Origin of the sequence: Bacteroides sp. 90-K9/2 (genome assembly GCF_047310725.1) — a bacterium.
Classification (GTDB): Bacteria; Bacteroidota; Bacteroidia; order Bacteroidales; family Bacteroidaceae; genus Bacteroides; species Bacteroides vicugnae.
This window is the reverse complement of record NZ_JBCGVL010000002.1, coordinates 451,929-478,611: the sequence shown is the minus strand read 5'-3', so window position 1 is coordinate 478,611 and position 26,683 is coordinate 451,929. Positions and strand designations below refer to the sequence as shown.

At 40.7% G+C, this 26,683-nt stretch carries 15 protein-coding genes; all 15 read right to left on the bottom strand.

Going from position 1 to position 26,683, the window contains the following annotated elements; translation table 11 throughout:
* Positions 1 to 126: 126 nt before the first annotated feature.
* Positions 127 to 2,733, bottom strand: coding sequence for a zinc-dependent metalloprotease (locus AAHJ11_RS09230; RefSeq protein WP_413579411.1), 2,607 nt, complete (start codon positions 2,731 to 2,733; stop codon positions 127 to 129).
* An 8-nt stretch (positions 2,734 to 2,741) separates the two neighbouring features.
* The gene (locus AAHJ11_RS09225) at positions 2,742 to 5,378 is read right to left on the bottom strand and encodes a zinc-dependent metalloprotease (RefSeq protein WP_413579410.1); all 2,637 of its coding nucleotides are present in this window, start codon (positions 5,376 to 5,378) and stop codon (positions 2,742 to 2,744) included.
* A gap of 28 nt (positions 5,379 to 5,406) precedes the next feature.
* Positions 5,407 to 7,041, bottom strand: coding sequence for a PKD-like family lipoprotein (locus tag AAHJ11_RS09220; RefSeq protein WP_167511919.1), 1,635 nt, complete (start codon positions 7,039 to 7,041; stop codon positions 5,407 to 5,409).
* 21 nt (positions 7,042 to 7,062) lie between these two features.
* Positions 7,063 to 7,746 carry a DUF4843 domain-containing protein gene (locus AAHJ11_RS09215; protein ID WP_148367849.1) on the bottom strand — a complete coding sequence of 228 codons (684 nt, stop codon included), beginning with the start codon at positions 7,744 to 7,746 and terminating at the stop codon, positions 7,063 to 7,065.
* A 21-nt stretch (positions 7,747 to 7,767) separates the two neighbouring features.
* Positions 7,768 to 9,225: a RagB/SusD family nutrient uptake outer membrane protein gene (locus AAHJ11_RS09210; RefSeq protein ID WP_254883790.1), complete on the bottom strand. Its 1,458-nt coding sequence runs from the start codon at positions 9,223 to 9,225 to the stop codon at positions 7,768 to 7,770.
* Positions 9,226 to 9,243: 18 nt separating this feature from the next.
* Positions 9,244 to 12,624, bottom strand: coding sequence for a SusC/RagA family TonB-linked outer membrane protein (locus AAHJ11_RS09205; RefSeq protein WP_217721764.1), 3,381 nt, complete (start codon positions 12,622 to 12,624; stop codon positions 9,244 to 9,246).
* A gap of 40 nt (positions 12,625 to 12,664) precedes the next feature.
* Complete coding sequence (locus tag AAHJ11_RS09200; RefSeq protein WP_229128633.1) at positions 12,665 to 13,849, bottom strand: FecR family protein; 1,185 nt, start codon at positions 13,847 to 13,849, stop codon at positions 12,665 to 12,667.
* Between the two features lie 90 nt (positions 13,850 to 13,939).
* Positions 13,940 to 14,509, bottom strand: coding sequence for an RNA polymerase sigma-70 factor (locus tag AAHJ11_RS09195; protein WP_148367846.1), 570 nt, complete (start codon positions 14,507 to 14,509; stop codon positions 13,940 to 13,942).
* A gap of 225 nt (positions 14,510 to 14,734) precedes the next feature.
* Positions 14,735 to 15,157, bottom strand: a complete 423-nt coding sequence (locus AAHJ11_RS09190; RefSeq protein ID WP_148367845.1) for a lipocalin family protein — start codon at positions 15,155 to 15,157, stop codon at positions 14,735 to 14,737.
* 4 nt (positions 15,158 to 15,161) lie between these two features.
* Positions 15,162 to 17,879, bottom strand: coding sequence for a prolyl oligopeptidase family serine peptidase (locus AAHJ11_RS09185; protein ID WP_320979408.1), 2,718 nt, complete (start codon positions 17,877 to 17,879; stop codon positions 15,162 to 15,164).
* The gene (locus AAHJ11_RS09180) at positions 17,863 to 20,220 is read right to left on the bottom strand and encodes a S9 family peptidase (protein WP_298044723.1); all 2,358 of its coding nucleotides are present in this window, start codon (positions 20,218 to 20,220) and stop codon (positions 17,863 to 17,865) included. Before AAHJ11_RS09180 ends, AAHJ11_RS09185 begins: the two co-directional genes overlap by 17 nt.
* An 18-nt stretch (positions 20,221 to 20,238) precedes the next feature.
* Positions 20,239 to 22,593, bottom strand: a complete 2,355-nt coding sequence (locus AAHJ11_RS09175; RefSeq protein ID WP_195649669.1) for a S9 family peptidase — start codon at positions 22,591 to 22,593, stop codon at positions 20,239 to 20,241.
* 40 nt (positions 22,594 to 22,633) lie between these two features.
* Positions 22,634 to 24,340, bottom strand: a complete 1,707-nt coding sequence (locus AAHJ11_RS09170) for a PKD-like family lipoprotein (protein ID WP_258978935.1) — start codon at positions 24,338 to 24,340, stop codon at positions 22,634 to 22,636.
* Positions 24,341 to 24,357: 17 nt separating this feature from the next.
* The gene (locus AAHJ11_RS09165) at positions 24,358 to 25,116 is read right to left on the bottom strand and encodes a DUF4843 domain-containing protein (RefSeq protein WP_258978934.1); all 759 of its coding nucleotides are present in this window, start codon (positions 25,114 to 25,116) and stop codon (positions 24,358 to 24,360) included.
* A 43-nt stretch (positions 25,117 to 25,159) separates the two neighbouring features.
* Positions 25,160 to 26,674, bottom strand: coding sequence for a RagB/SusD family nutrient uptake outer membrane protein (locus tag AAHJ11_RS09160; protein WP_258978932.1), 1,515 nt, complete (start codon positions 26,672 to 26,674; stop codon positions 25,160 to 25,162).
* Positions 26,675 to 26,683 lie beyond the last annotated feature (9 nt).

The window sequence follows — 26,683 nt, the reverse complement described above, 5'->3', positions numbered from 1 at the left end:
TTCAATTTATTAAAACATACACTGTAACGTACACTATAACAAAGACGCCCCATCGTAATCACTACAGTGGGGCGCTTCATTAGCAATACGATGCTAACATTAAATTATTTAAGAGAGAGAAATTTATTATTTTATCTCTACCGCTTTGTTTATGCGATAGATTAAAAGATCATAATGTGAACGATCAGCCTCAGGCATAGTCGAAATACTCTTTTCCAACATCTCTTTCGTACGCATCAACAGATCAAAATAATATGCAGCAACTTTCGTCTGATTCGTATAAATAGGCGGAACAGATGAAAAACCACTTATTTCTTCAGGAGCCTGCAAAGAGCACAAATGATGCTCTACATTCTCTCCTTCACGTAAAGCCGTCAGATTAATTTCCGATTTCCGTGTATCTGCAAATGACGCCTTTGAAGCCTTAAAGCTACCAATAGGTGCAGTTACCGTAGAGGTGGCAATGATACTTTCCAGAAAAGCTGTCTGCAGAGCTTTCTCAACATTATCCAACGGACGATGTTTCAGAGTTCCTTCCCATACTACATTATAAATGTCATCCAAATATTCGGAAGCCGTATAAGCTGTTTCCGGGAAACGTTCCGTACACACTTCGATATAAGGCAAACGATTAAAGATATTCTTGAAAATATTCAAACGCATCATATCGGCCTTTTTATCAGCAATTGTAAAATCTGTAGCACGAGCCGTACTCTCTATCCAGTCCAGTTCTTTTGCCAGGCGAAGAACCCTATCCAATGCTGCCTTTTGCTTCTCGCGGTCTACCATCGAGTAACTCGGAATCACATCTTTTTCACGAATATCGTTAAGATAAATACCACCGACATACGAAAGAACCGCATATACACGACTGTTCAATCGATCACAAAGTGCTGAATATACCCGCTTCCGCATTGTCATATCCCTGTCTCCTTCTGAGAACCAAGTATAATAATTCTCACAACCGGTACGGATATTGGAAAGCATATAATCAAATGACTTCAAATGATCGTCTCCCAAACCGCCACGACTATTACGCGGATCCGAATCGAAACGGGGCTGACTACGTATATAAGCATAATGAGGATCTCCTGTGCGTTGACGAATCCAGCTATCCAACGTCACTTTCTCTTCTTGTAATGAAGAAGCATAAATAGGTTGGTACAGATATTTAATAACCAACTCATCATACGGTCCAGGGTTCGTATTAACTAAACGTACTCCCTTCCGGACATCATCTGCCGTAGCTACATCATTAATCACTACCCCACCCATAACAGAAGAAGCCAAACCATACTTTTGTGTAAAGCTAGCAGAACGCAAAGAGTCTACCGGATAAGCAACAGAAGCTCCCCAGTTCGCAGAAAGTCCCAGCCCTGTTCCTACCGCCTGGGCAATAGCAGCCTGAATCAGCTCACCTTGTACCTCTTGTGGGAAAATGACAGTACGGACACGAGGATCGGTTGCTACAGTTGCCGCAATACGGTCTATATACTGTACACTGATCAGGTTTGCATTAATCAAAATAGAAGCATTCAAGATCTCACCGGTACGAGCATCAGAGTGAAGAGTTGTTTGTGCAGTATTCATCCATGAAGCAGAATAACGGATGGTCATGCAGTCCAAACTGTGTGCATTAAACAAAGTGTCATTTTCAGGAAACTCCTTCACACAAATCACATTCTTAAAACCAATCTTTTCAAAAGCTTTATTCCAAGATTCCGCTCCAGCTTTAACATAAGGATGCCATTTGACGGGTAGTAAGCTATCAATATAGAATACTAATTGTTTCTTCGGTTCCACCAGTTCACCCCGACGATAAGCAGCAGAATCCGAAGGCTCAATCCGCCAACGTTTTGCATAGCGTATATTCTTCACCTCTTGTCCAGCTCCGACAAAATCACTTTTCAACTGTGTGGTCAATCCAAGACGTGAATCAGCCAGGCGAGGAGTCATCGGCTCTTCGGGCAAAACGCATAACATTTTATTTACTACAGCCGTCAACGGAACATTCTCATACATGCTATAAGCTCCCATCAAGGTATGATTCACCTTATATGCCAATTCCTCACGAACGGTAATATTATCTCCGGAAGCAGAAACGCCTAAAATAGACGATTTATCAGATTCTAATGAGTGGTCGCGAGACACAAAACCATAATAGCCGTTAGCAGAAGTCGACGGAAAAGGTTTGGTAAAAGCCGAACCTTCCAAGAATAAGCTTTTCATATTCACCACAAGAGCCGAACTATCCGGCGTACACGCCAACACTTTAAAGCTCTTGAAGATGCCCGGATTATGTGAATTATTCAGCGCACGGGCGATATCAGAATCACCACTCGTATTGACAGGTTTGCTCAACAAAGGCATACGTGCCACGACTGTAGAATCGATCATCTCAAAACGCAGACGTACATCTGTTCCTCCCAACTGTCCCGGTGCACCTTCTCCCCCATCACTTGTATTCTCAATGGAAGATGTGAACAACAGCTCACGACCCAACATCGCAACCGGAAACTCCACATATATCTTGTCTTCCACCTTATGAATAGTCATCAACCCATGAGCTGTCTGTACTTTCTTATTCTTAAAAAGCTTCTGATAAGGTGTCAGTACTTCTTTCTTTTCCTCTTTTTTCTTCTTTTTAAAAGGCCATATCGCATTTCCGTCTTGTGGCAGGCAACACATAAAAAGAAGCAATAAACAAAGTATCTTACTATATCTATTTCTCATACTTCCTATCATTTTAATGCCTGGTCAATTTTGTACAACAATAAGCGATAATGGCGTTGCGTATCAGCAGAGCCGGTAGAAGCACTTGCCGCAAGCAAACTACGGATTTTCTTCAGTTCACCGAAATAAACATGTTCCATCGGCTCCAATGGAGCCTTTAAATCAACATCATCCTCAAAACCGCTAATTTCTTCCAGACGAGCTGCTTGCATCTCAGCATGCTTATTATTAAAACATCCCATAAACTCTTCCGAGATAATGCCGAAACGCTCACGCGAAGCAGCCTTCAACCATTCAGGAATTTCAATAATACCATACATATCCGTAATGCCTTTACGAGTCGCATTTTTAGCAACTCCAGTTACAGATCCTTCTATCAATTTTGTCAAATAATTCATCTGCAAACGCATCTCCGTATCTGTCAAAGTTTTACCAGCACGTGTTGATGCCCATACAAAACGTTCGATATCTGCCAGATATTCTTTTTGAGTATAAGGAGCGGATGTTGCCTTGTTCGAGCAGATAGAAACAGCACCACAACGGGATAAAATACCATCAATAATCGCATTCTCCATTTGCATAGCTACAGAAGTACGAATAGGGAACTCTTTCAAGGTCTCATCCGCCTCCAACCAAGAAAGATCCTTCAACTCATTCAGCAAAAAATTCAATGCTTTTTTCTGTTGTTCTTTCGACACAGTCTGATAACTCGGACGTTGATCTCCATCATAACGCTCATTCAGGTAAATACCTCCGATATCTGCTAACACGAAGCTTAAATAGCGTACATATCCGTAGACAATCTCATCATATAAAGCAGTACGGAACTCAAAATCCTTATCTTTGTCTGCTACCCATTCATTAATATGTTTCAGGATATATTGCAGATTACGACGTCCATACTCTGAAGCTTTCACAGGATCATCCCCTAAATCTTCTTCTACGGAACTCGGATCAAAGCGACGTTTAAACTGCTGCTTACCATAACGATACTTAGGATCACCCGATTTCTCACTGATCCATTTGTCCAGTATAGGAATTTCTTCTTCAGATGTTTTCGCTTCAAATATCGGTTTATACAACCAAGAGATCGCATAATAATCATAAGCACCAAGTTCAGGAGGTGTCATACGTACTCCTTTCTCCTTATCACCCGGCTGTGCTATATAGTTATTACGTGCATAATCCATGATAGAATAGGTTGTTCCATATTCCTGAGTAAACTTCGGATCACGCAACGACTCTACAGGAATGGAAGAAGAACCCGCCATATTGTGCATCAGGGACAAAGTATGCCCTACTTCATGAGAAAGTACGTAAGCGATACAGTCTCCCAACAAATCTTCACGCAACACTACATCACGAACTTCTTTATCTGCCGGGGCAGTCTGCAAGAAACGCCAGTATTGAACCAACTGCACAATATTATGATATACCGTTACTGATGCGTTTATAATCTCTCCCGAGCGAGGGTCAATCCAAGAAGGTCCCATTGCGTTAGCTACTGTAGAAGGGGCATAACGGATACAAGAATATTTGATGTTTTCCGGATCAAAGTTAGGATCGTCTTTAGGAAAATCCTTTGCTATAATCGCATTCTTAAAGCCAATCTTCTCAAATGCTTTCTGCCATACCTCAACTCCTTTATGGATATATTTATTCCAACTCAACGGAAATGCATCATCAATATAGAAAATAATAGGTTTTTTAGGCTCTACCAACTCTCCACGCAGATATGCGGCAGAATCCGATGGTTCCAGATTCCAACGATGAGCAATATGGCGAGTACGCAATCCGCGTCCTTCGGAAGCAAACTCAACAATAGAGTGTTCGAAAATACCAATACGCGGATCGGCATAACGATGACGCATCGGCTTTTCCGGCAACAAGATAAAGCTACGGTTCATCACAGCCGAGAAAGGCATGTTTTTTACTGCATAACTTCCTTTAGCTCCTACACTTACTTTATAAGTCAGCAAGGAACGAACACTGATATTGTCTTCGAAGCCTTTGATGCCTTGTATAAAAGAACTTTCCTTTTCAAAATTCTTATCAACGCTCCCTCCCATCATTTCTATCAATGAATAAGGAGAGAAAGGAGAAAGCATTTTCTTATCACTCAACAGATAGCTGGTCATATCAAATACAACCGCGGTACTGTCATTATTGTAAGCCTTTATCTCAAAAGTTTCGGCGATAGCCGGCATTGTACTACTCTGCAAACGTTTTTTAATCTCACGATCATCCGAGCATTGTCCTGCCTGCACACGACGCAATGTAATCGTTGAATCACGCTGCACGAAACGAATCAAGAAAGGATCACCAGACTTCTCTCCTACACATCCAAACTGATTGTCCGTTGTTTCTGCAATTGTAGATCCCAACAGAATATCACGATTGAGTACCTTAACGGGTAACTCAAAGTAGATTTTATTATCAAACTGATGAAGTGTTATAAATCCCTTAGCTGTTGTGACTTTCTTTCCTTTAAACAGTTTGTCATACTTAGTTTCTTTCTTTTCCTTCTTCTCTGACGTCACTTGCGTAGTAGAAGCTTTCTTCTTGTTTTTCTTCTTAGCTACAGCGGGAGTTATTATCCCCCCGCATAGTGCCACCAAAAGAAGTAAATAGATTTTCTTTCGCATATAAATATTTTAATTTTTAATAATTGATTTACACCCAGTTGGCGGCTTGCTTCCACTTATAGATGACTTCTACAACTTTACCCAAACCGCCTTGCTTGAAACGAATTTTTTCTTTCGAATCGCCAGTATTCATAACATCCCGAATAACGGAAGTAGAGAAATCCAAGACATAAAATTCACCATTTTCTAACCCGACACCGGCATCACCCTGGAAAGAGGAATTATTTACATCAATACTTTTTATCGGAGCATCAAATTGATGGTATTTATACACTTTACTTCCATTAAAATAGTAGAAATATAATAAGTTTCCACTGGAAATCAACAAATAAGGGCGATAATCTTGTGCATAATACAAAGCAAATTGAGAATCTTCTTTCACTATAGCACCCAATTCTGACGTTACATCTGTCTGCGAGTTAATCTCTGCATCAATGGAACTTCCTCCCCAATAATCACCTATCGTGAAATCTTGCAAAAAATAACGGTTACTTTTACGAAGCACTGCCGCATATTTCAATCCCATCCAAGAATCATCACTATGAGCATCTACATAAAGCACTTCATAATCAGACATATCGTCCAATTTACCCCAATCCGGATTTTTTTCATATATTGACTCATTAGTGATAGAAGGTACAATCAGCTGTCCACAATACTTCCTGCCATTCCATGACTGATAATCTGTAATATGAAAGTATCGTTTCGAATTCTTATCATAGAGTAACGTTCCTCCATGATCGCAAAAACGCGGAGCACGTACTATCATCGTACCGTCCACCGGTTGTTGCCGGTACGACAACGGAAGCTCGTCCATAAAATAACTGTTGTTAAACAGTTTATAAGAATCCTTAATACGAGTATATACCTTTCCATCCATACCTATTGCCATAGAAAGATACAGCATATCATATACCCTCCAAGGTTCGAACCCTTGCGGATAGGCTCCATGAATGAACATAGACGGCAATGTACCTTCGGTTTTATAGGTACTTCCAGAAACATCTATTGTACCTTGTCCTCCTTGTTGCACCAACCAAAGCCAACTGGTAAAGTCCTGCGGTTTGTCTTCTGTCCATGAAGAGACAAAGTGCTGACTGATAGAGACCGGCTTGCCTCCCAGAGAGCTACCGGCATTGGAGATGCCATACACATCCTTAGTCACAGCACAATCATACACAGACTCGTCTTCTTTGCCGTTTTCGCCCGGCACAATCTTTGTTGTCGGACGTAGGTAGGTCAACATTGCCGTTCCGTCCTCTTTTTCAGACAAGACTACCCAAGCACTGTTTACATAAGGAGAAGTTACAGTAATACTCGAAGCATAAAAATAAGATACGCCAGTTTCCGTATCTGTCACGGTCAGTCGCAAATCCATATATTTTCCTTCTTCATCCGCCATCCAATTCAGATTACGATCGGTAGAGATTTGCCGTCTGTTCAACGACCATGAATATGCCAGTTTGTTGGTCTCTTCCCCCAAAGAGAATGCAAGTTGAGGTTCAACCTTCAGCACATCGCCCATTACAAACTCAGTAGCCTCCATCGTAAAATTGACGGTTACATCATTCATCAACTTATAGTCATAGTTTCCTTTGTCCTCATAGCAAGAAGACAAGCAACAAACCACGACAGCCACTGTCATCCAATATATCTTTTTCATATACATTTCTTTCAAACTAAATTAATAAATAGGCACTGTCATCGCCTTGCCGTTCGCTTCCTTCAAACCATATTTCTCAATGGCATCTTTCAGGCGCAATGCACACTGACGCTGTTCTGCCGAATTCAACTCTCCAAAACGAAGCACTTCCTCGCCACCATATTCTACCAATGCCAAATACTTTTCACGAGTATATGCTCCCAAATAAACGGTTTCCACATCTTTAGTCCACCATAAAGGTTTACTTTGTACGTTATTGAATACGATTTTTATAGTCTCGTAGTTCTTTACACTTCCGGCAAAATGTTCATTCGGCTCTATCCTTAACAGCAATTCCACATCCTCTTTCAGTGATTCGGTTTTCTTCAATTTCAATTCCAAAACATCTTCCGCCACATTAGCTCCAAAAGTCGGATTGATTGGTAACTCATAGTTTTCACTTTGTGCCGTTGTCTTGTCTGCTACTACTCCAACTTTATAAACAGTAGGCGTTTCAAACGGACTTCCCACCAATCGCACACCAATTTTCACTGTCAGTTCATCATCAAGTGGATAGTTGTTAAACGATAGTTCGATGGCTTCATCTCCACTTTCCATCAGCTCACTGAAAAACAAATAGTGCTCTCCATGATAGGGCTTTATTTCATCTTCAGAACAAGCGACCAAGCACAAAGCAAATAACGATAATAATATATATTGTTTCATCTTTCTACTGTATTAATCTTATTAAATGTCTTCATTTTCAGGATGCTCAAACACAAAATTCACGTTCTTTTCATCCATATCGAAAGGCTCTTTCATATTCAGACGCTTATACAGAAAGTACAACTGTCCTTCTCCAATCAATTCTTTACGCATCTCTTTGATCATCTCCTTGTAAAAAGCATCCAAAGATGAAGGTTCGGGAAGAGCCAACATCAGCCCCCTGGCATGACGGACAACATCTAATGCCGCACCGGCTTTATCCAACTGATTGTTACGTGCATAATACTCGCCAACTATATAATACAATTCACTCAATCTCAGCATTGGTATCATGTCATAACCAATAGTACCCTCCTCTATCAGATATTTCCGGGAACAATAAGAAGCTCCTGTGACCAATGTCAACATCTCATCTTTTCCACGCACATCTTCTTTCTTCTCCAGTTCTTCATCATAAATATCATCTTTACTGAACAAAAACAGATTTTCACTACCGTTATTAGTGAATGGCTTGTACTCATCGGTCAATACATTGTTATGAGAAATCGTAAAAATCAAGCTCTTGCTGTCTTTCTTGTCTTTCGATAACTCTGCCGAATTAATGAAATCGAAATAAGCTCTGTCTTTATAAGTAGAGTTAATGACCTCTTCCGAGCAACTGAAAGCGGCATCGTAATCTTTTGCCCACATATACATGCGTGCCATCCAGGCTGTAATGGCATAATAATTCATGCGATAGCCGCGAAAAGCATAAAACACATCATCAGGCAAGTCTGTGGTTACTCCATCCCCTCTCATACGTACATCATATTGCATCCATTCCGGATGTTGCTCTACATCGCACATAGCTACCAAACGTCGGGCTTCTTTAAAATCCGCTTCTATTTTCTTCAAGATTTCCGCGTTTGTGTAATAGGTTGTATTGATGACAGGATACTCGTCCACATAAGGGATATATGCTTTTCCATCATCGACCTCCATAGAAGGAGCAAACATACGCAGAAGCTCGAAGTGCATCAATGCACGCAATGCTAACGCTTCGCCCCAGATCATATTCTTCTCCATCTCTACTCCGTCAAAAAGCATTGCATCTGCCTCACTGATATTGTGAATTAGGTTATTGCAGCTGGCAATCACATTATATCCTTTCGACCACATCACCGAAATAAAAGACTTCACATCGGTATCATCGTAAAGAAACTGGTAAGTTTTATAATAAGAACCAGTATTCTTAAGGTGTTCCGGCAGATACTGATGTCCCAGTACTTCAATAAATCCATAACTCAGGTTTCGTCCATAAAGGGAGTTGTCCGACATATTCAAGTAGATGCCGTTGAGTGCATTGCGGTAACCGCTCCCTTTAGCGAACAGATCTTCTTCATTCACTTCGTTGGAAGGAGACACTTCCAGCCAATCGCAACTGCCCGCCAGCAGCATCACCAAGAATAAATATAGTGTATTTTTAATTCTGATTTTCATTGTGTAAATTGTAAGGGGTTATAGACTCATTTTCACAGACAGAGCGAAAGAACGGGAATAAGGATAGTCCAATCCGCGTTCTGCACGCACGGTCGAAGTACGCAGGAAATCGTTGCCCGAGAGTTCAAAACGGAGCATTCCCAAATGAAACTTCTTCAATCGTTCGGCAGGAACATCATAGCCTATGGTGAGTGAGTTGAATGACAACACGTTGTAGTCTTGAATAAAACGGCTTGTAGGACGCGTAGTGGCTACCATACCTGTCTGCAATCGGCCAAACGGTGCCATATCACCTACATTCTGCCAACGTCCGCTCAACACACGACGGTCTACATTCTGCGAAGAGATAAGTGCATTCTCCACTTTATCAATCAACGTCCGGTTGTAACGCTGGCCGCCAAACTCATACATAAATGTAGAGAAGAGCGTAAAGTTTTTCCAACGCAGGTTCAGACCAAACGTACCCTGCGCTTTCGGTTCGGTATTTCCGATGACCACCTGATCGGAAGCAGTCCAGTCATAAGTAATCGAACCGTCTTTTTTCACAAAAATCTCTTTACCGTCTGCCGGATTAATACCCAAAGAACGAACTCCGAAAATAGAAGTCAACGACCCTCCTTCCACATATTGCAAATAGGTTTGTGCATATTTCCCATCCGCTCTTTCGAAAGCTTTATCATAGTCGTCGTATTTTGCCAAGACTTTGTTATTGTAATCTTTCAAACTGTCCGAAATCTTCAGAATCTCATTTTTATTGTGTCCTAAGTTGGCAAACAGAGCTACCAACCAATCTTTGTTCTGGAAAAGGTTGCTGCGCAACTGGATTTCCACTCCTTTGTTCATCACTTCACCAATATTATCTTTGTATGAAGTAAAGCCCGTAGAACTGGGCAAAGTCACGCTGTTGACCAAATCGACTGTCTTCTTGCGGTAATAAGAGAAGTCCAACTGAATCAATCCGTTCAGCATATTCAAATCCAAGCCCAAATCCCAGTTTCTGGTTTTCTCCCAGCCTAAATTACGGTTTCCCAACGCTATCAATGAAGCTCCCAAACCAGTCTTATACCAGTTGTCGTTGATAATCCGGTACATGGTCTGTGCATCGTAGGGTGAGAAATTCACTTTACCGGTGACACCGTAAGTGGTACGTATTTTCAGACGTTCCAGCCATTCCATATCCTTCATGAACGAATAATTGTGGATATTCAGCCCCAGACCTCCCGAGAAGAAAGGTGCAAAACGCTTATCGGCTCCAAACTCGGAGTTTCCGTCGAGACGAATAGACACATCGGCTAAGTAGATGTTGTCGTACGAATAGTTGAAAGTGCCCAACACACCGAACAAGCGACTCTTGGAATCGGATGCCGAGGGCATGCCATATATAGAGTTTGCATAGCCTACCGATGAGAGAGTACCAGAAGGGAAGCCTCGGTAATCAATAGAAAGCCCGGTGCCTGTGCTCGATGTGGCATTCATACCAGCAAGAAAATTCAAGCTGTTCTTTTTGATGTTACGGTTGTAAGACAAGGTCAACGTAGCGTCCCATGACAAACTGTTGGCAGTAACGACATTCAACTGACCGGAAACAACATTATTCAACGACAGTCTATCGCTGTTTTTCTTTGAAAGCGGATCTAAGAAGTCATTGGCTTCCGAATTGGATTTGGTCACACTAAACTGACCTTTGAGCAACCAATGCGGAGTAATGTTCCACAACAACTCCGTATTGTTTATCAATTCCCACGACTTATCACGGCTGTAGCTTCCCAATGTAGCCTCGTACAAAGGATTCTCGCCTCCGCTGGTTCCGTTCCACGCATACGTCATCTCCAAATACTTACCATTCTCATCCAAATATACATCGTAGGGCAGTTTGGAGGTATAATCCGCAAAGCTACCATAGGGCGAATCTGAAGAGTTAGTATAAGTGTAAGAAAAGCTGTTGCGCAACTGGAAGTTTCCCAAGGTGTATGACAAAGAAAGACCTCCCGACATACGGTCACGATACGAATCTTTCATCACACCGGCATCGTTGTTGTACGACAAATCGACCCCCCAACGCAGGTTCTCCGTTCCACCGTCAAGATACAGACTGTGTTTGTGATTGAACACCGTACGGAGAGGTTTCGACAGCCAGTAAGTATTCACACCACGAACCACATTATTCAATTTCTTATGATAAATCTGGTCCAGCCTGTTCTGTTCGCTAATGAATGTTGCACTTTCCGGGTCGGCTTTAAACAGTCCTGCCGCAACTTCTGTCTGCAACTTCTCTTTGGCATCCATCAGATTATAATCCGTCAGGTCGGGATACTCCAACGTACCTGTAAAGTTATAGTTCACATGAATCTTGCCCGGTTTCGGAGTGACTGTTGTGATAATCACCACCCCGTTGGCAGCACGCGAACCATACATTGCCGTAGCAGCAGCATCTTTCAAAATCGTAATACTCTCGATGCGGCTCGGATCCATATCGTATAGTTTCTGTACACTGATTTCAAAACCGTCCATAATAAACGTAGGAAGATTCGGATTATTCTTCAACGCCGATTTGGAGAGGTCTTCCGCAGCCAGTTCGGTAGTCCCGATTCCGGAACGCCCACGGATATACAACTCGGGGACGTTGTTCGGGTTGGACCCCATTAGGTTGTTCTCCGCAATACGGAATGAAGGGTCGAACACCTGCAAAGCACCCAGTACGTTTGTCTTTGAAACGGACATCAGCTGGTCGGCAGATACCGTTACAGACGTACCTGTAAAACTGTTCTTGCTGATTTTCGCATAACCGGTCACCACCACTTCGTCCAATTGCTTTGAGTCCGGTTTCAACCGAAATGTATGTGTCTTATCCAAATTCAACTTTGCAGTATTGATCTCTATCGGTTGCATCCCGACGAAAGAAATACGCACAATAACATCTTTGTTAGGCAGCCCCAAAGAAAAAGTCCCTTCCGCATCCGTCATCGTGCCGATATTCTTCTCTTTCCCTATAATCAAAACAGTGACGCCAGGCAAAGGTTCTCCTCCTTCATCCACCACCACTCCAGTGAAAGTTTTTTTCTTTTCTTTTGGCTGTTGATATACAATAGTCACAATATTGCCTTCAATCTCGTAAGTATAGCCTGTATTAGCCAATACTTTATCCAAAACTTCAGTAATAGGTTGCCCCTTACTTTGGATCGTGATACGAGACATACTCTTTACTTGCTCAGTGTTATAAATAAAGTTCAAGCCTGTCTGAGCTTTCACTGCATCAAAAAACTCTTTAACTGATGCAGACTTTAAATTAAGGGATACTTTCATTGAATTAGACTGCGCTGTTGCCGATATCGGTGCGAACAACAGAAAAATAATACAGAGAGACATCACAATACGCTCTCTGGCCCTTTTTATTTGCATGGACTCCTCCTTTTTTAGTAAATGTGGTTAATAATTGTTTTTATTCTCTTCTAATAATAATAGCTTCGCCTTCAACATCCATTTTCAGATGAGTAACTCTTTGAATTGCTTTTAATATAGGGATTATGGAACCGTAACGATCAAGGTCACCGGTAAAACGTATCGTCTTTATATCTTCATCTTCAAACATTATTTCCTTATCATACCAACGGGATATCACCTCCATAAGAGTTTCCAAAGAACAATTGTCAAATACAAAACGCCCACTATTCCAAGCTATATAAGGTGATATGTCTACCTTGCTGATTTGAACATCTTGTGTTGCTCCATTTAGTACAGCCAGTTCTCCAGGATGTATCTTATGCTCATCTCCCTGATTAGGAAGGACACTGATAGCCCCTTCCACCAGTACCACTTTCGTGACTCCGGCTACATATGTATTAACATTAAAAGAGGTACCATATTGCTTGACAATCCCATTTGCTGTTATAACCCGAAACGGTCGTTTGTCATCCTTAGCTATTTGAAAATAAGCCTCTCCATCCAAATAAACAGTACGGCTAACAGTGCTAAAATGCGACGGATACTTTAAAGTTGTGTTATAATTCAAATGAACTTTTGTTCCATCCTCAAAGGTGAGCCAAAATTCACTATCATCATAAGTGACTAATTTATTATTGTCAGTAGCAGCAACTTCTTCATTTTCTGTTTGTGTTTCTTTCACAACCTTGGGGGATAACACCGGCAAGATAGTCGAATCCTGCAATGATTGATTAGTAACCGATTTCAATTCAATTTCTTGCCCACCGGCCAATACAAGGATAGCTTTCTGCTTTCCCATCTTTTCCGACCGTAACATTGCTAATTGATCGTCCTGTACTCTTACAGGTCCGGTATCGGCATTTCGCCACATTCCAACCCAAATGGCTGCACCAATAATCACGGGTATCATAAGGATAGCAGCATATTTCCAAAGCATTCTGCGATGGATTCCACGAACTTGAAAATGTTTTTTCTGAAATTTTTTCCATGCCTGTTCTTCGTCTACCGTTGCAGACAGACGATATCTTTCAGCCAAATCAGTACCATGCATTAAACATTCATAGTTCTTTTTATTTTCCAAAGAACTTTCAATCCAAACCTGCAATCGCTTCCTTTCTTCTTCTGAAAGCCGTCCTAGTAACTGATCATGAATTACAGAATTTATGTTTCTTTTACGTTCCATTATATGTTTTTGCATCATTTATATAAAAGACGACTAAACAGATAAAATGAGGGACAAGTTAAAGCAACTTTTTTTTAAGAAACATCTTTTCTATGGAAGAATAGACAAGAGCAACGCAAAATGATGTGGACCTAATTTTTTCCTAAGAAAAGACATTGCCCGTTTCTTTTGTGTCTTAACGGTCTCAAGAGAAACACAAAGCACGGCTGCTATTTCCTCGTTTTTCTTACCTTCCATATACAACAAAAAAACTTGTCTGCAACGTTCTGGCAAAGAGTCAATAGTCATAAACAGTTGGCGAAAAATCTCCTCAGTGAAGAAACCATCCTCCTCATCATCTCCTATACTGTATGCCTGATGTGATTCTATTATCTTTTGCAAATAATCAAATTCAACATCCTTATGCTTGAGATAATCAATTGAAGCATTCCGAACGGAATTATATAAATAAGCCTTAAATGACACCAATGACTTAAATGACATTTGCTTTTCCCAAATGGTAGAGAACAGCTCCTGTACAATATCTTCTGCAGCTCCAGATTCCCCTGTTATCTGTATTGCATAGCAAACCAATGCCTTATAATAAGTTTTATAAAGCATACGAAAAGCTGTAGCATCCAGTTTATTTATCTGCTCTATGGAAATCTCTTTGCTATCCATTTTGGGTATTTTGTGCCAAAAATACAATTAAATAGCGATATTCCATACTAAATATAATATTAAATTACTCAGAGCATACCTCATGAAATTAATATTTTTTACACAGAAAGATACAATTCAGATACTAAAATAACAAAAAACGCCCCATCATAATCACTACGACAGGGCGTTTTCATTAGCAACACGATGCTAATATTAACACTAAATTATTAAGAGAGAGATTTATTACTTCTTGTCAGGAGCTACTTCAGGAGTAACCAATTTCTTGATTGATTTCATATTCAGATATAGAAAAGCCAATCGCGGAGGTCCATCCTGAGCTACCAATTCCAAAGAATCAGTTGTCAACTTTCCAATGCGTTCACGTGTTTTATACACTTCTACCTTTCCATCGTCTTCCTTGCTGAAACCTTCGATAATCAAATAACCGTCCTTATCAATCTTCCAAGTCTTTAAATCCAAAGAAGGAATATTAACAGCAGAACATTTCCCGCCTTTTTTAAACTCAAATCCTTTGAGTTCACCAGTAGATTCATAGGTATAAGGATTACACCATTTACCAATAATTTGTTTTTCCACCTTGTCTTGTCCGTAGCTGCTGAATGCAAAGCAAGACAGAGCTATTACTGTAATTAATAGTTTCTTCATTTTTTTATTTTTCTAATAAGTCATATTTTTGATCAATTCCGCGTTCTCTTAGATGAATACCCTCTTTCATCCAACGCGGCTCTTTTGTTCCTTTCAGGTAATAGTCAAAGAACTGCATCATCCGAATGGTCCAATCTTTCTGAGCGGCCTGACTACTAAGGAAATGTCCCTCGCCCTTGTAGTTAAGATGCCATGCCGGACGCTGTAAACGACGCATAGCCAGATAAAGTGCACGACCTTGTTCGTAAGCAACGGCTTCATCCTTATCATTATGCCAAATTAGCAATGGTGTATGTATCTTATCTGCCTCTATGAGAGCCGAACTTGCCAAATACTTATCCTTGGCTTCCCACAATGTCTTTCCCATACGACTTTGCCATTCTTCGTACATGAAATAACGCGGCAAGCCGCTACCATTACGGATTCCCAGATAACCAGTCACCATATCAGTAATAGGAGCTCCGATATTAGCACAAGCGAATATATCTGTCTTTGTCACCAGATAACTGGTTTGAAATCCTGACCAGCTATGCCCTTGCAAACCTATCTTCCCCGGATGTGCTATCCCCTGTTCTATCAAATATTTTGTTCCACTTACCACGGCATCGTAACAACTCTGCCCAGGTGTTCCTATGGTGAAGTGTACATCCGGCATAAATACAACATATCCATTGCTGACAAAATACATCACATCCGCCATTGCACTGCTCAACATAGGAGCATGATAAGTATTCAATCCTCCGGAATGTGTCTCGTAAAACTGCACCAGTACGGGATATTCTTTTTTTGCATCATAATCTTCCGGCAGATAAAGTATTCCCTTATTAGGTTTATTCTCATAATTGGTCCATTCCACTAACTTTGCAGTACCCCATTTGTATTCACTTTGTTGAGGATTAGCATTCGTTATACGAATTGGATCAGAGAAATCAGATTTACTCCACCACAGATCACGAAATTCTGATATATTCTGACGATTCCAGATACAAAACTTCTGATTGTCAGAGAAACGATGAATTGCATAGATATAAGGACCTTCTGCGAGCTTCTTCAAGCGACCTTTCATGTCAAGTAAATAAACACCTTCATCCATTGTGTTTTCATCCCATACGCTGACCATGACCGTCTCGTTCGGTTCGAATACTTCCTTATCAATATTGCTGGTCATTTTACGGATAGATTTCTGATTTTTACGACCATATCCTTTGGTTAAACATTCTGGTTGACTTTCTCCGGTCAAATCTATTTTCCACCAGTCATAAGCGTCATAAATCAGCACATGATTACCATCGGCAGTCCAGCCTGCAATACCATAAGCAGGTGCAGGATTCGGTTTGTCATAAGTCTCCTCGAATACAGGATATCCAATAGCCGTTGAAACATCAGTAACCTCACCCGTTGTTCCGTCAAACTTATTCCACACTTGTGCAACAGGATCATACATTACAGCCCATTTGCCGTTCATCGACCACTTCGGTCTTGTCCGATAACTACGTCCTACTAACCGCTTTTCCCCCGTATGTACATTCACAGAATAGACATCAAATGGTATATCATGATGCCATTCCTTCTGCATATGGTAAGGGGTTTCGTCTGTATAAAGTACATGATGAATCTCTTCCGCACGGTCCGGCACCAACAAATCAGCATAATCCGGAGCTACTTCCGTCACTTTTTTGGAAGCAATATCATAAATATATTTCGAATATTGAGGACGGAAATAACGGCTGCGAGTCTGCAAAGGAGGAACTTCGCATTCATTCCAAGTCCACAATTCCAGTTCGAAACTCTTATCCGGCTTTGCCTCTTCTTTATTTTGCTCCACTTTTTCCTGACAAGGCCGGAGTTCCATCGTCAGAAACGCCTGACTATGCGACAGACTAGCGCGAACAAGCTCCATCCCAGTAGGAAGAACAATGTTTTTACGATCGAATACCAAATCACAGGTATTCTTCTTCAAAGAAAAATTGTACCATAATGAATCTTTCACACAAAACTCTCCTGTCATCCGCTTTGTATTCAAACTGAAAGAAGCCGGTTCCTTCTTTACAGGACTCTGATAAATAGTCTGATAAGGTCCGGTCAGTGGTCCATAACACAAAGCATTACCCTTCGCTTGTCTGTGTACAAAGACAATAGACCGTCCCTCATTGTACAAAGTATAATAGCCAATACTGTCAATCTGGAAAGCAGTGCCGGTTTTGATATTACGAACCACTAAACGATCAAAAGAAGGAACATGATTGATTGTATCTTTCGGAACGTTTGTTACTGAAACCGAATAAGGAGTCCCATTTACCGGTCGAAAAATTTCTTTATACGCCCATTCGGTCTTTACACCTGAAGGCAACTCCATCAAAATTGTTTTCATATTTCCCACAGAGTCCGCCTTCTGATAAGAAAGAGCCTGATCCGAATTATAAAAATCTATGTTTTCCACATCATCCAACAAAATCTCCTTACGGGTACGTGTATCAAACAAATGCAAAGTGTTTGCCTCTTTGTTTTCAGGATTATATTCCATAGGAGAAATCCGATAGGTTACCCATCGTCCTGTCGGAGAAATATCAGGTGATTCGACACGTTTCCACGACATACAGGCTTCAATATCTAGCGGTTTCTTCTGTGCATGAGCATCGACATTCGGAACAAAACCGATTAACAACCCTACCATTAATCCGATTCCCATTTTTGTCCGCTTCATTTTATCTTCTCCTTTCATCTTTTATCATATCTTTATTCAAATCAACATCACAATCCGCCGAATTGTCGTACAACAACAAACGTGCAAAATGACGCCACATTTTATGCTCAAAAAAGCTCTCGGACTCACCGAAGAATCCATGAGTACATTTCGGCAGCACAAACATATCAAAGTCCTTGTCCGCTTTAATCAATGCATCTACCAGACGTAAAGTATTGGCCGGATTCACAGTCTGGTCTATGGCACCGGTAAACAACAGCAATCCATGCTTGTAATTCTTCGCCAGTTCCTGATTCGGACGCACACGTACACTATAATCATACGTTTTGCTTTCTACTCCCAAACTGTCTTTAGTCGTTGTCACCTTCTCATCTACACCATAATGAATCTCCACGAAACCTTTATTGTAAATACGATTGTCATGGTTACCAGCCGATGAGACAGCAGCCGAATAAAAGTCCGGATAAGTGCAAATAGCAGCAGCCGACATAAATCCGCCGCCTGAGTGACCGTAAATACCTACCTTGGTAGCATCTATAAACGGATAGCGGGCAGCCAGTTGCTCAATAGCATATTTATCATCCGCCAGCGGATAATCACGCATATTGTTATATCCGTAGGCGTGATAAGCCTTTCCACGCATCGGAGTACCGCCTCTGTGCCCTACGGTAATTACAATAAATCCCAATTGAGCCAAACGGGTATTATAAACATCATTTATTGTAAAACGAGTCGGCACATACTCGAAGAACGGCCCCGGATAAACATTCGAAATGATAGGGTAAACTTTCGTCGAATCAAAATCGGCGGGCTTCCACATCACACCATAAAGGTCGGTTACTCCGTCGGCTGCTTTTACTTTAAAACGTTCCGGAGCTTTCCAGCCCATTTCATAGACAGGTTGCAAGTCTGGTTTCTCCAATGTCATGATTACCTTCCCATTCCGGTTACGAACCACATTTACCGGCTCCTGCGACACAGTAGAATATGAATCTACCAGATAGCGACAGGACGGAGAGATACTGACTTCGTGTGACGCATTCTCCGGCGTCAACAGACGGAGTGCATTCGGACGATCCAAATGAGCTTCATAAAGAATATAGTAATAAGGGTCAATTCCTTTCTCCCGTCCGTAACCATAGAAATACATCTTGCGTCCGATAGTATCAATCTGCGCAACCGGACCGGCTACCCAAGTGCCGTCTGTCAGTTGATTTTTCAGGTTTCCTGTTGCTGTATCATACAGATAATAATGCCCCCAACCGTTACGTTCGGAACGGAACAGGATTTCTTTTCCGTCATTCAGGAAAGAAACATTACGCATCTGATAATCGAGATACGGCTTATTTTCTTCATGAATCACCACACGCACTTTTCCGGTCTCTACATCCACTTCGCAAATATCCGACTGGTTCCATGTACGGTTATAACGTTGGAAGTACAAGCGTTTTCCGTCTTTTGACGCATACAATACATCAATATACTGATCCGGCCAACGATTGATATCCACCTTCTTAACTTCCCGCTTGTCTATATCTCCCAACAGTAATTCATATTGAGTCACGTTTTTATCGCCGGCCAATTCGGCTTTATAAGGAATCAATTCAGGAGAAGGCTTGGATAAAGAATTAATAACCCACAAGTCACGAACCTTTCGGTTGTCTTCACGGACAGCATAGAAACGGTGGCTTCCCGGAATCCAGTGAGCTGATTCGGCTCCGAAACGACCTTCCATCTTACCTTCGTCTTCACGATTGAATGTATAATCCGGCATACCGTCCGTCGTCAATTGAACCGGGATTGTATCCTGTCCCTTTTTCGGGTTTCCAACGAAATACAAATTATCCTTGCTGGCGTAAAGAAAATACAAGCTATCCGGAGAATATTTCATCCAATACGGGTCGCCAGTCTTATAAGTCGGCTTCTCATCAAGTTGCTTCAATTCTTTCGTATGGATATTGTATGTATAAAGTCCACTGTCAAAATCAATACGAATAGTTTCGTTGTCTTCCATAAATGTGAAAGACAAATGCGGATCTGCTGAAGAATAGGCTTTCTTAGTATATACTGCAATTTTGCTCAATAACTCATCCGTATCAAACAACAAGCATTTCTCCTTTTTCTTCGGATTAACATAATAGTATTTCTTCCCTTCACGTGTTGTAAAGGAGTAATAAAAACAATCCGTATCGTTGATAAACCTCGGCCTGACTTCTGTAGAATACTTAGCTATAGGGTTCTGCTCCAACAAACGGAACTTTTCCGCTAACTGATAATTCGCTTTTTGTTGTGCACCAGTAAGGTTGCATGATACTAAAGCAACTGCCAAGCACAAACATCTAAAGAGATAGTTTTTCATAAAATCTTATCTATTGTCTTATTTACTACGGTTAATATCTCCCCAATAGTCTGCACGGGCATCACCTAGCAAATGTTTGGCAAAGAAACGGTACATTTTCTTCTCAAAATACTTATCGGCAGAACCGTACCCATGACCGGCTCCGGGAATGACAAGCATATCAAAATCCTTACCGGCCTCAATCAAAGCCTGCGCCATACGGTATGTATGTGCAGGATTCACGTTCTTATCCATATCTCCAGTGACAAGCATCAAGTGTCCTTTCAAATTTTTGGCAATCTCAGCATTCGACTTTACGCTAAACTTGTATTCATAATCTTTAGTCTCATTGCCCAAACTGTCTTTCACCACTTTCTCTACTTCTCTTACACCGTTGTAACATTCTCCCCAACCACGATTATAGATACTGTTATCATGGTTCCCAGAGCAAGAGACAGCTGCCGTATAAAAATCAGGATAAGTACAGATAGCAGCTGCAGCCATAAATCCGCCACCGGAATGTCCGTAGATACCAACTTTCTGACCGTCAATAAACGAGTGACGTTGAGCCAACTGCTCAATAGCATATTTGTCATCTGCCAACGGATAATCACGCATATTGCCGTAACCATAACGGTGATATGTCTTTCCCCGCATCGGAGTATCTCCCCTATGTCCTACAGTGATTACAATAAAGCCAAGCTGCGCCATACGAGTACAATAGCTATCATCCAACGTAAAGTTAGTAGGTACAAACCCAAAGTATGGCCCCGGATAAACAACCGAGATAATCGGATATTTCTTTTCCGGATCAAAGTTAGACGGCTTCCACATCACTCCATACAAATCTGTAACATTATCGGCAGCTTTCACCACAAAATTTTCCGGTTTCTTCCAGCCAGCAGCATATACTTGACTTAAATCAGGTTTTGCCAGCTCCATAATCACCTTGCCGGTATTATCCTTCAATAATATCTTCGGCTCCATATCGACTCTTGAGAATGTATCAATAAAGTAGCGCTTAGACTTCAAAAAGATTACCCGATGCTGCCCGTCTTCTTTAGTGAGTAGAGTTGCTCCCTCGCGATCCATATTGGACTTATACAAACGATAGTAAAACGGATTGATCTTCGGGTCATCTCCATATCCATAAAAATAAACCGTACGTTGCAGCGTATCAATAGCGGCAATATGTCCGCTTACCCACGGTCCTGAAGATATCGCATTTTTCAGGTTCCCTTGACCGTCGTAATGATAATAGTGTCCCCATCCAGTACGTTCGGAACGAAATAGAATATCTTTTCCATCATTCAGCACTTCCACACTACGTGCATGCGGATCACGATAAGGCTTATCCACCTCATGAATCAGTTCTTTGACTTCCAAGGTAGAGGTATTGACCGAACACACATCAACCTCATCCCATGTACGTTTGGTACGTTCAAAAAAAACATACTTGCTATCCGACGTTACATTAAAAGGCATCACATACTGGTCATTCCACTTCTGTATCTTCGCTTTTCTCGCAGTCCGTTCTACAATATCAATGATTACAAGTTCATTCTGGGTTACATATTTATCTCCCGGAAATTCATACTTATATTTCTTCAACTCCGGCTTGTCCGAAATCGAGTTAATCACCCAAAAGTCACGCAATTTCCGATTATCATCAAGCACAATATATGCATGCCGGCTATCAGGACACCAACGAGCATTAGAAGGAACTTCACCATTCTCCCCCGCATCATCCTCACGAGCATACGAAAAATCAGGGACTCCGTCCGTCGTCAATTGCACTTCCGTAGTATCTACTCCCAATGCCTTGTTGCCCTTCACATACAAGTTATGGTCTTTCGCATACAGTATGTACTTCTTATCCGGAGAAAAATTCATCCATGAATATATCGGCTCGGCATCTCTGTCATCTGCCTTTTTCTCCTGCACCTCTTTCAATTTGCGGGTAATTCGATTGTAATCATACTTTTTCGACCTGTAACTGAATAGAAATGACTTTTGATCTTTTGCAAACTTTAATTCTGACAGATCCAATCTTACCGAATTCACAACCTCATGAGTTAAGCCGGAAAGCAACATAGCCATTTCTTCGTTATCGAAAAGTAACTCCTTCTTTCCCTCCTTGGGGTTGACATAATAGTAGTGTTTACCTGCCGAAGTCGTAAAATCAAACCAGAAATTATCCGTATCATTGATTTCATGCGGATAAAGGGACATACTATTATTAGACAGTTTTCCCCCTAATGTAAATTCATGAAACTTCTCCGCCAATTCATAATTAGCTTGTACTGTATCATGCCCAGTAGAAGCCTGTCCCCATCCTTGCAATGCAAGAGTAAAAGACAAGCTGCCGGCAATAAAAAGTTGTTTTAATACCATAATGGTTATTTATTATCAAAAAATCGCTTTTAAAGCTCTTCTAGAACGCAAATGACATATAATCCATACCGCGTCCCAGTTTATAAAGGACATCTACTATTTTACCAAATGTCTTGTTTTCTTCCGAAGTAGTTTCATTCGGAAATTGTTGCTTAAGAGAAACTGCCGTACACGTACCATCTTCCAATTTTGTTTCTACAACACCGAATATATAGAAACTTCCGTCTTCCAAAGCAACTCCCAATTGCCCATCATAAGGATACTTCTGCCAATATAAATTATTAGCTATATCTATTCCGGTCAAAGCCTTGACAGCAGCAGGTAACGGTCCACCCAATGGCATCAATTCACCTCTATATTCCACATCTCCATAAGCATCCCAACCATATTGACAATAATAAAGTTGATTTCCATTGGCAATGACCGCATAACGCCTGTTTCCAAAATTAGCCATACCACGATAATCATTGATAACGCCCAAAGAAGTTTCGTAATACCAACCTTCCATACAACCAACGTACCTTCTTTCAGCTTCCAGCCCGAAGTAACGTAATTCATATACTGATGTTGCCTCGTCTTTCAACAAAACTGTCCAAAAAGGTTCAGCCCCTGTTATATCATTTCCAGCATCATACGGAGATGGCAATGCATCCACAACAGTTTTCTCTATATTTGAGAAATGATCTTCGCCACTCGGATCAGTGATATTATACATATTTCCACTTGTATAACTAGAATTTTCAGTAATAACCGTACCTTCAGTAGCATATCCCATATCCAAAATACCCACCAATGAATTATCATCTTTCGTCAATGCAAGCATTACATCTGTTTTATAGGAATTAAACTTATAAGCTTGAAATAAACGACTGAACCGAGTATTATTATTCAATCCTATAGACATATAAGTACCTGCATGAAAATCTGTCACATCTGCCTTTTTTTCCCAATAAATTAATCCATTTTCATCCAATAATGCCTTCGACGAATAAGTCATAGCAGCTTCTACTGGAGAAAATCCAGTTGGAATATCTCCGTGAAATTCTTCATCCGTGTACACCTCACGTTCCAACGTATTACCATTAAGTTCAACCCAGCGGTCTTGCTTCACCACCAATTCGTCATACACGCTAATTCCATACTCACTACTATAATCCATATCACCAATATTATTCATCAACCCTTTCGGATTTGAACCAAGATTGGGAACAATATCACGTTTTACTATATGGTAGACCAATGAATCACGAGTAAACGTCTCTCCACCATACGTTGCCTGATAACGTTGTGTTGTGGGCACAATGAAATGGAGTACAGATCGTCCGCCATCATCCGACAAAATCACCCAGCCACGCTGATAGATAGATCTCACATTAATGGTTGTAGACTTCCCGAACTGAACTCCCGTTTTATTATCTGTTACCGCGAATGTCACTTGATATGTACCACTCTTTTCGGCTTTAAATGTATAAGTGGGACCAGTTTCGCCTGACTGCAACTTCTTATCCACATACCATTCATAGCTGACATCGGGTGTAATACTATCTATTGTAAACTTAAAAGTAGGTGCCAATACCAATTCTTCTCCTTCTATCACGCTATAATCCAAATTAAAGTTCTCAAAATTAAACGCACCACCTTGCATCTCATTTATCTGCTTGTAGTTATAGTTATTATCATCATCCAAGCAACTAACTACAATTCCGGCAAAAAGTACTATTACCACATATATTCCTATTCTTTTCATACTTTGCAATTTTATAATTATCCTGCCACTTCCACTGTAATCACTCTCCCCTTCTCATCTTTCACCCAATCTTCCATATTCTTTCCTTCGTTCATTTGCTTCAAAGTATTCTTCAATTTCAATGAATACTTACGCAATATTTGTTTATTCTTTCCATCAAACACCATATCATCTTTCTTCAACTCGTCCAGAAACATCTGATATTTCTTTTCTGAGTATTCACCTAAATAATACCAATCAACTGAATTCCCGGGATTTTCTGTCGTACCAGCATCGTTCACCAACCACCAATCGGGCTGAAACAAGCGGTCTGTAATAGAAATGAGAGCGCGAGAATACAAATAATCACCTTGTTTCACAGCATTTGCTTCTACGACCTGCAATGCCAATATCTTCGTTTCCGTCCTCAACATCGGATCATTCTTCAACGCTACATAAATAGTATCCGTAAGCAACCCCTTTCTAATCTTACAATCTACAGGCAATACATACAAATTAGCTGGTAAAGTAGTACGTTCGGCATCTGCAATTACATTGAAATGCAAATCTTCATCCTGCATTTGCCCGTAAACAGAAACCTCTATCGGTATTTCCGCATCCTCACCTTCATTATACATTTTAAAAGATACTGTAGTAGTATCCTTAGTCATATCGTTAACGAATTTCAAATAGGCTGTATCGTTACTGCTGACCAACAATCCCTTCTCTTCACACGAAGCGAGCATCAGACATACGCTACAAACCAACACTCCCCATATAGCATATTTTTTCTTCATTTTCTTTCCTCTTAAGTAATTATTCTGAAATAGTTCGTCACACTTAAATATTTGATTCCGAATCGGGTTTGGGTAATATCATATTTTCGTCAGTTGGTAACACGGGATTACTATAATAAGAACTGGCAGGCATCGTCCGATTTAACCGTTTATACATATAGAAAATCTGTCCTTCACCCAAAAACTCACGACGAGCATCATTAACCAGCAAGTTTATAAACTCGGTCCTATTTGTTACATTATCAAACTTCTTTGATATCCCTCTTCCTTTCTTCACCAATTCTAAATACCCCTGTGCTTCTTGGGGATTAGTATCAAAAATCGCTTCAGCGGCAATATAATACACTTCAGACATACGTATCATAGGAATCGTCCGGTTATTTATTATTCCGATAGTAGTACTTTCCGTCTGTTTGTAATATTTCAAAGTACGATAATAATATCCATAATACTTCTCTTCCAATTGATACTTAAATCGCCAGTCACTATCCTTCTCATCTCCATATAACTCTTTTGCCACCTCACTATCAAGACACAAATAACGTTCCTCGTTAGCCCCATCAGAACTATGGTTTATTTCCTGATCCCATTCCACCAATTCCTTGGGAGAATAAAGCCCAAAAATCATATTATCATACATCTTCATATTCCCATTCCTGAAACCATATGAACTAGTAGATGCTTTGAAATAACCTGTTTTATTTTCTTCATCAATAATTTTCTTGGCTTCGGCATAAGCTTCCGCATTCTTTCCTGCATACAAGTAAACACGAGCTAATTCCGCCGTTACCGCATAATAATTCAGACGATAGCCTCGAGACTCCGCAAACAGTGTTTGCGAGACCCCGGCAATGTTAAATCTGTAGTTTGTACCCATACTAGATTCTTTATCGACTTCTTCCAATATACGCTGCGCTTCCTTCAGATCGGCAATAATCTGTCCTAAGCAATAACTAACCGTCTGATGATCGTTAATATAGCTGGGATAAACATTGACATAAGGAATAAAAGTACGGTTATCTTCTCTAAAACCAACAGATGAAGGAGACGGAGCATAAATACGAAGCAAATCAAATTGTACAAATGCACGCAATCCAATAGCTTCTCCCAAAATCATCTGACGTTCACTGTCAAGCCCATAGAAAAGACTGGGGTCAGCTTGAGTCGCTTGCTGAACCAATTCATTACAATTAGCAACCACATTCCAAGCAGCCTTCCACATTGCGTCAGTAACAGGAACCAATTCAGTATTTTTAAATGCAAGGTCGGCTATTTTTTTCATGGGAGTTCCACCAGCTGTACTTGGGGCTTGATCCATATAATAAGACTGCGCCCAAGCATCCAGGATTCCCCAAGTAAGGTTACTTCCATACAAATCGAAAGTAGCCATTTTCCGATAAATACCATTCATCGCTGTACGGAAACCATCACCGGAAGAGAACAAATATTCCTCCTTTATCTCATCGGAAGGATAAAGGTTCAGCCAATCTGAACACGAAGCAAGTGTCAGGGCTGCAAACGCAAAAGAAATAAACGTATTATATATTTTTTGTATCATAATGGTATA

What these genes read in the sequence shown, in the direction of transcription:
- AAHJ11_RS09230 (WP_413579411.1), bottom strand. Translation starts at nt 2,733, where the DNA reads ATGAGAAATAGATATAGTAAGATACTTTGTTTATTGCTTCTTTTTATG.
- AAHJ11_RS09225 (WP_413579410.1), bottom strand. Translation starts at nt 5,378, where the DNA reads ATGCGAAAGAAAATCTATTTACTTCTTTTGGTGGCACTATGCGGGGGG.
- AAHJ11_RS09220 (WP_167511919.1), bottom strand. Translation starts at nt 7,041, where the DNA reads ATGAAAAAGATATATTGGATGACAGTGGCTGTCGTGGTTTGTTGCTTG.
- AAHJ11_RS09215 (WP_148367849.1), bottom strand. Translation starts at nt 7,746, where the DNA reads ATGAAACAATATATATTATTATCGTTATTTGCTTTGTGCTTGGTCGCT.
- AAHJ11_RS09210 (WP_254883790.1), bottom strand. Translation starts at nt 9,225, where the DNA reads ATGAAAATCAGAATTAAAAATACACTATATTTATTCTTGGTGATGCTG.
- AAHJ11_RS09205 (WP_217721764.1), bottom strand. Translation starts at nt 12,624, where the DNA reads ATGCAAATAAAAAGGGCCAGAGAGCGTATTGTGATGTCTCTCTGTATT.
- AAHJ11_RS09200 (WP_229128633.1), bottom strand. Translation starts at nt 13,849, where the DNA reads ATGGAACGTAAAAGAAACATAAATTCTGTAATTCATGATCAGTTACTA.
- AAHJ11_RS09195 (WP_148367846.1), bottom strand. Translation starts at nt 14,509, where the DNA reads ATGGATAGCAAAGAGATTTCCATAGAGCAGATAAATAAACTGGATGCT.
- AAHJ11_RS09190 (WP_148367845.1), bottom strand. Translation starts at nt 15,157, where the DNA reads ATGAAGAAACTATTAATTACAGTAATAGCTCTGTCTTGCTTTGCATTC.
- AAHJ11_RS09185 (WP_320979408.1), bottom strand. Translation starts at nt 17,879, where the DNA reads ATGAAAGGAGAAGATAAAATGAAGCGGACAAAAATGGGAATCGGATTA.
- AAHJ11_RS09180 (WP_298044723.1), bottom strand. Translation starts at nt 20,220, where the DNA reads ATGAAAAACTATCTCTTTAGATGTTTGTGCTTGGCAGTTGCTTTAGTA.
- AAHJ11_RS09175 (WP_195649669.1), bottom strand. Translation starts at nt 22,593, where the DNA reads ATGGTATTAAAACAACTTTTTATTGCCGGCAGCTTGTCTTTTACTCTT.
- AAHJ11_RS09170 (WP_258978935.1), bottom strand. Translation starts at nt 24,340, where the DNA reads ATGAAAAGAATAGGAATATATGTGGTAATAGTACTTTTTGCCGGAATT.
- AAHJ11_RS09165 (WP_258978934.1), bottom strand. Translation starts at nt 25,116, where the DNA reads ATGAAGAAAAAATATGCTATATGGGGAGTGTTGGTTTGTAGCGTATGT.
- AAHJ11_RS09160 (WP_258978932.1), bottom strand. Translation starts at nt 26,674, where the DNA reads ATGATACAAAAAATATATAATACGTTTATTTCTTTTGCGTTTGCAGCC.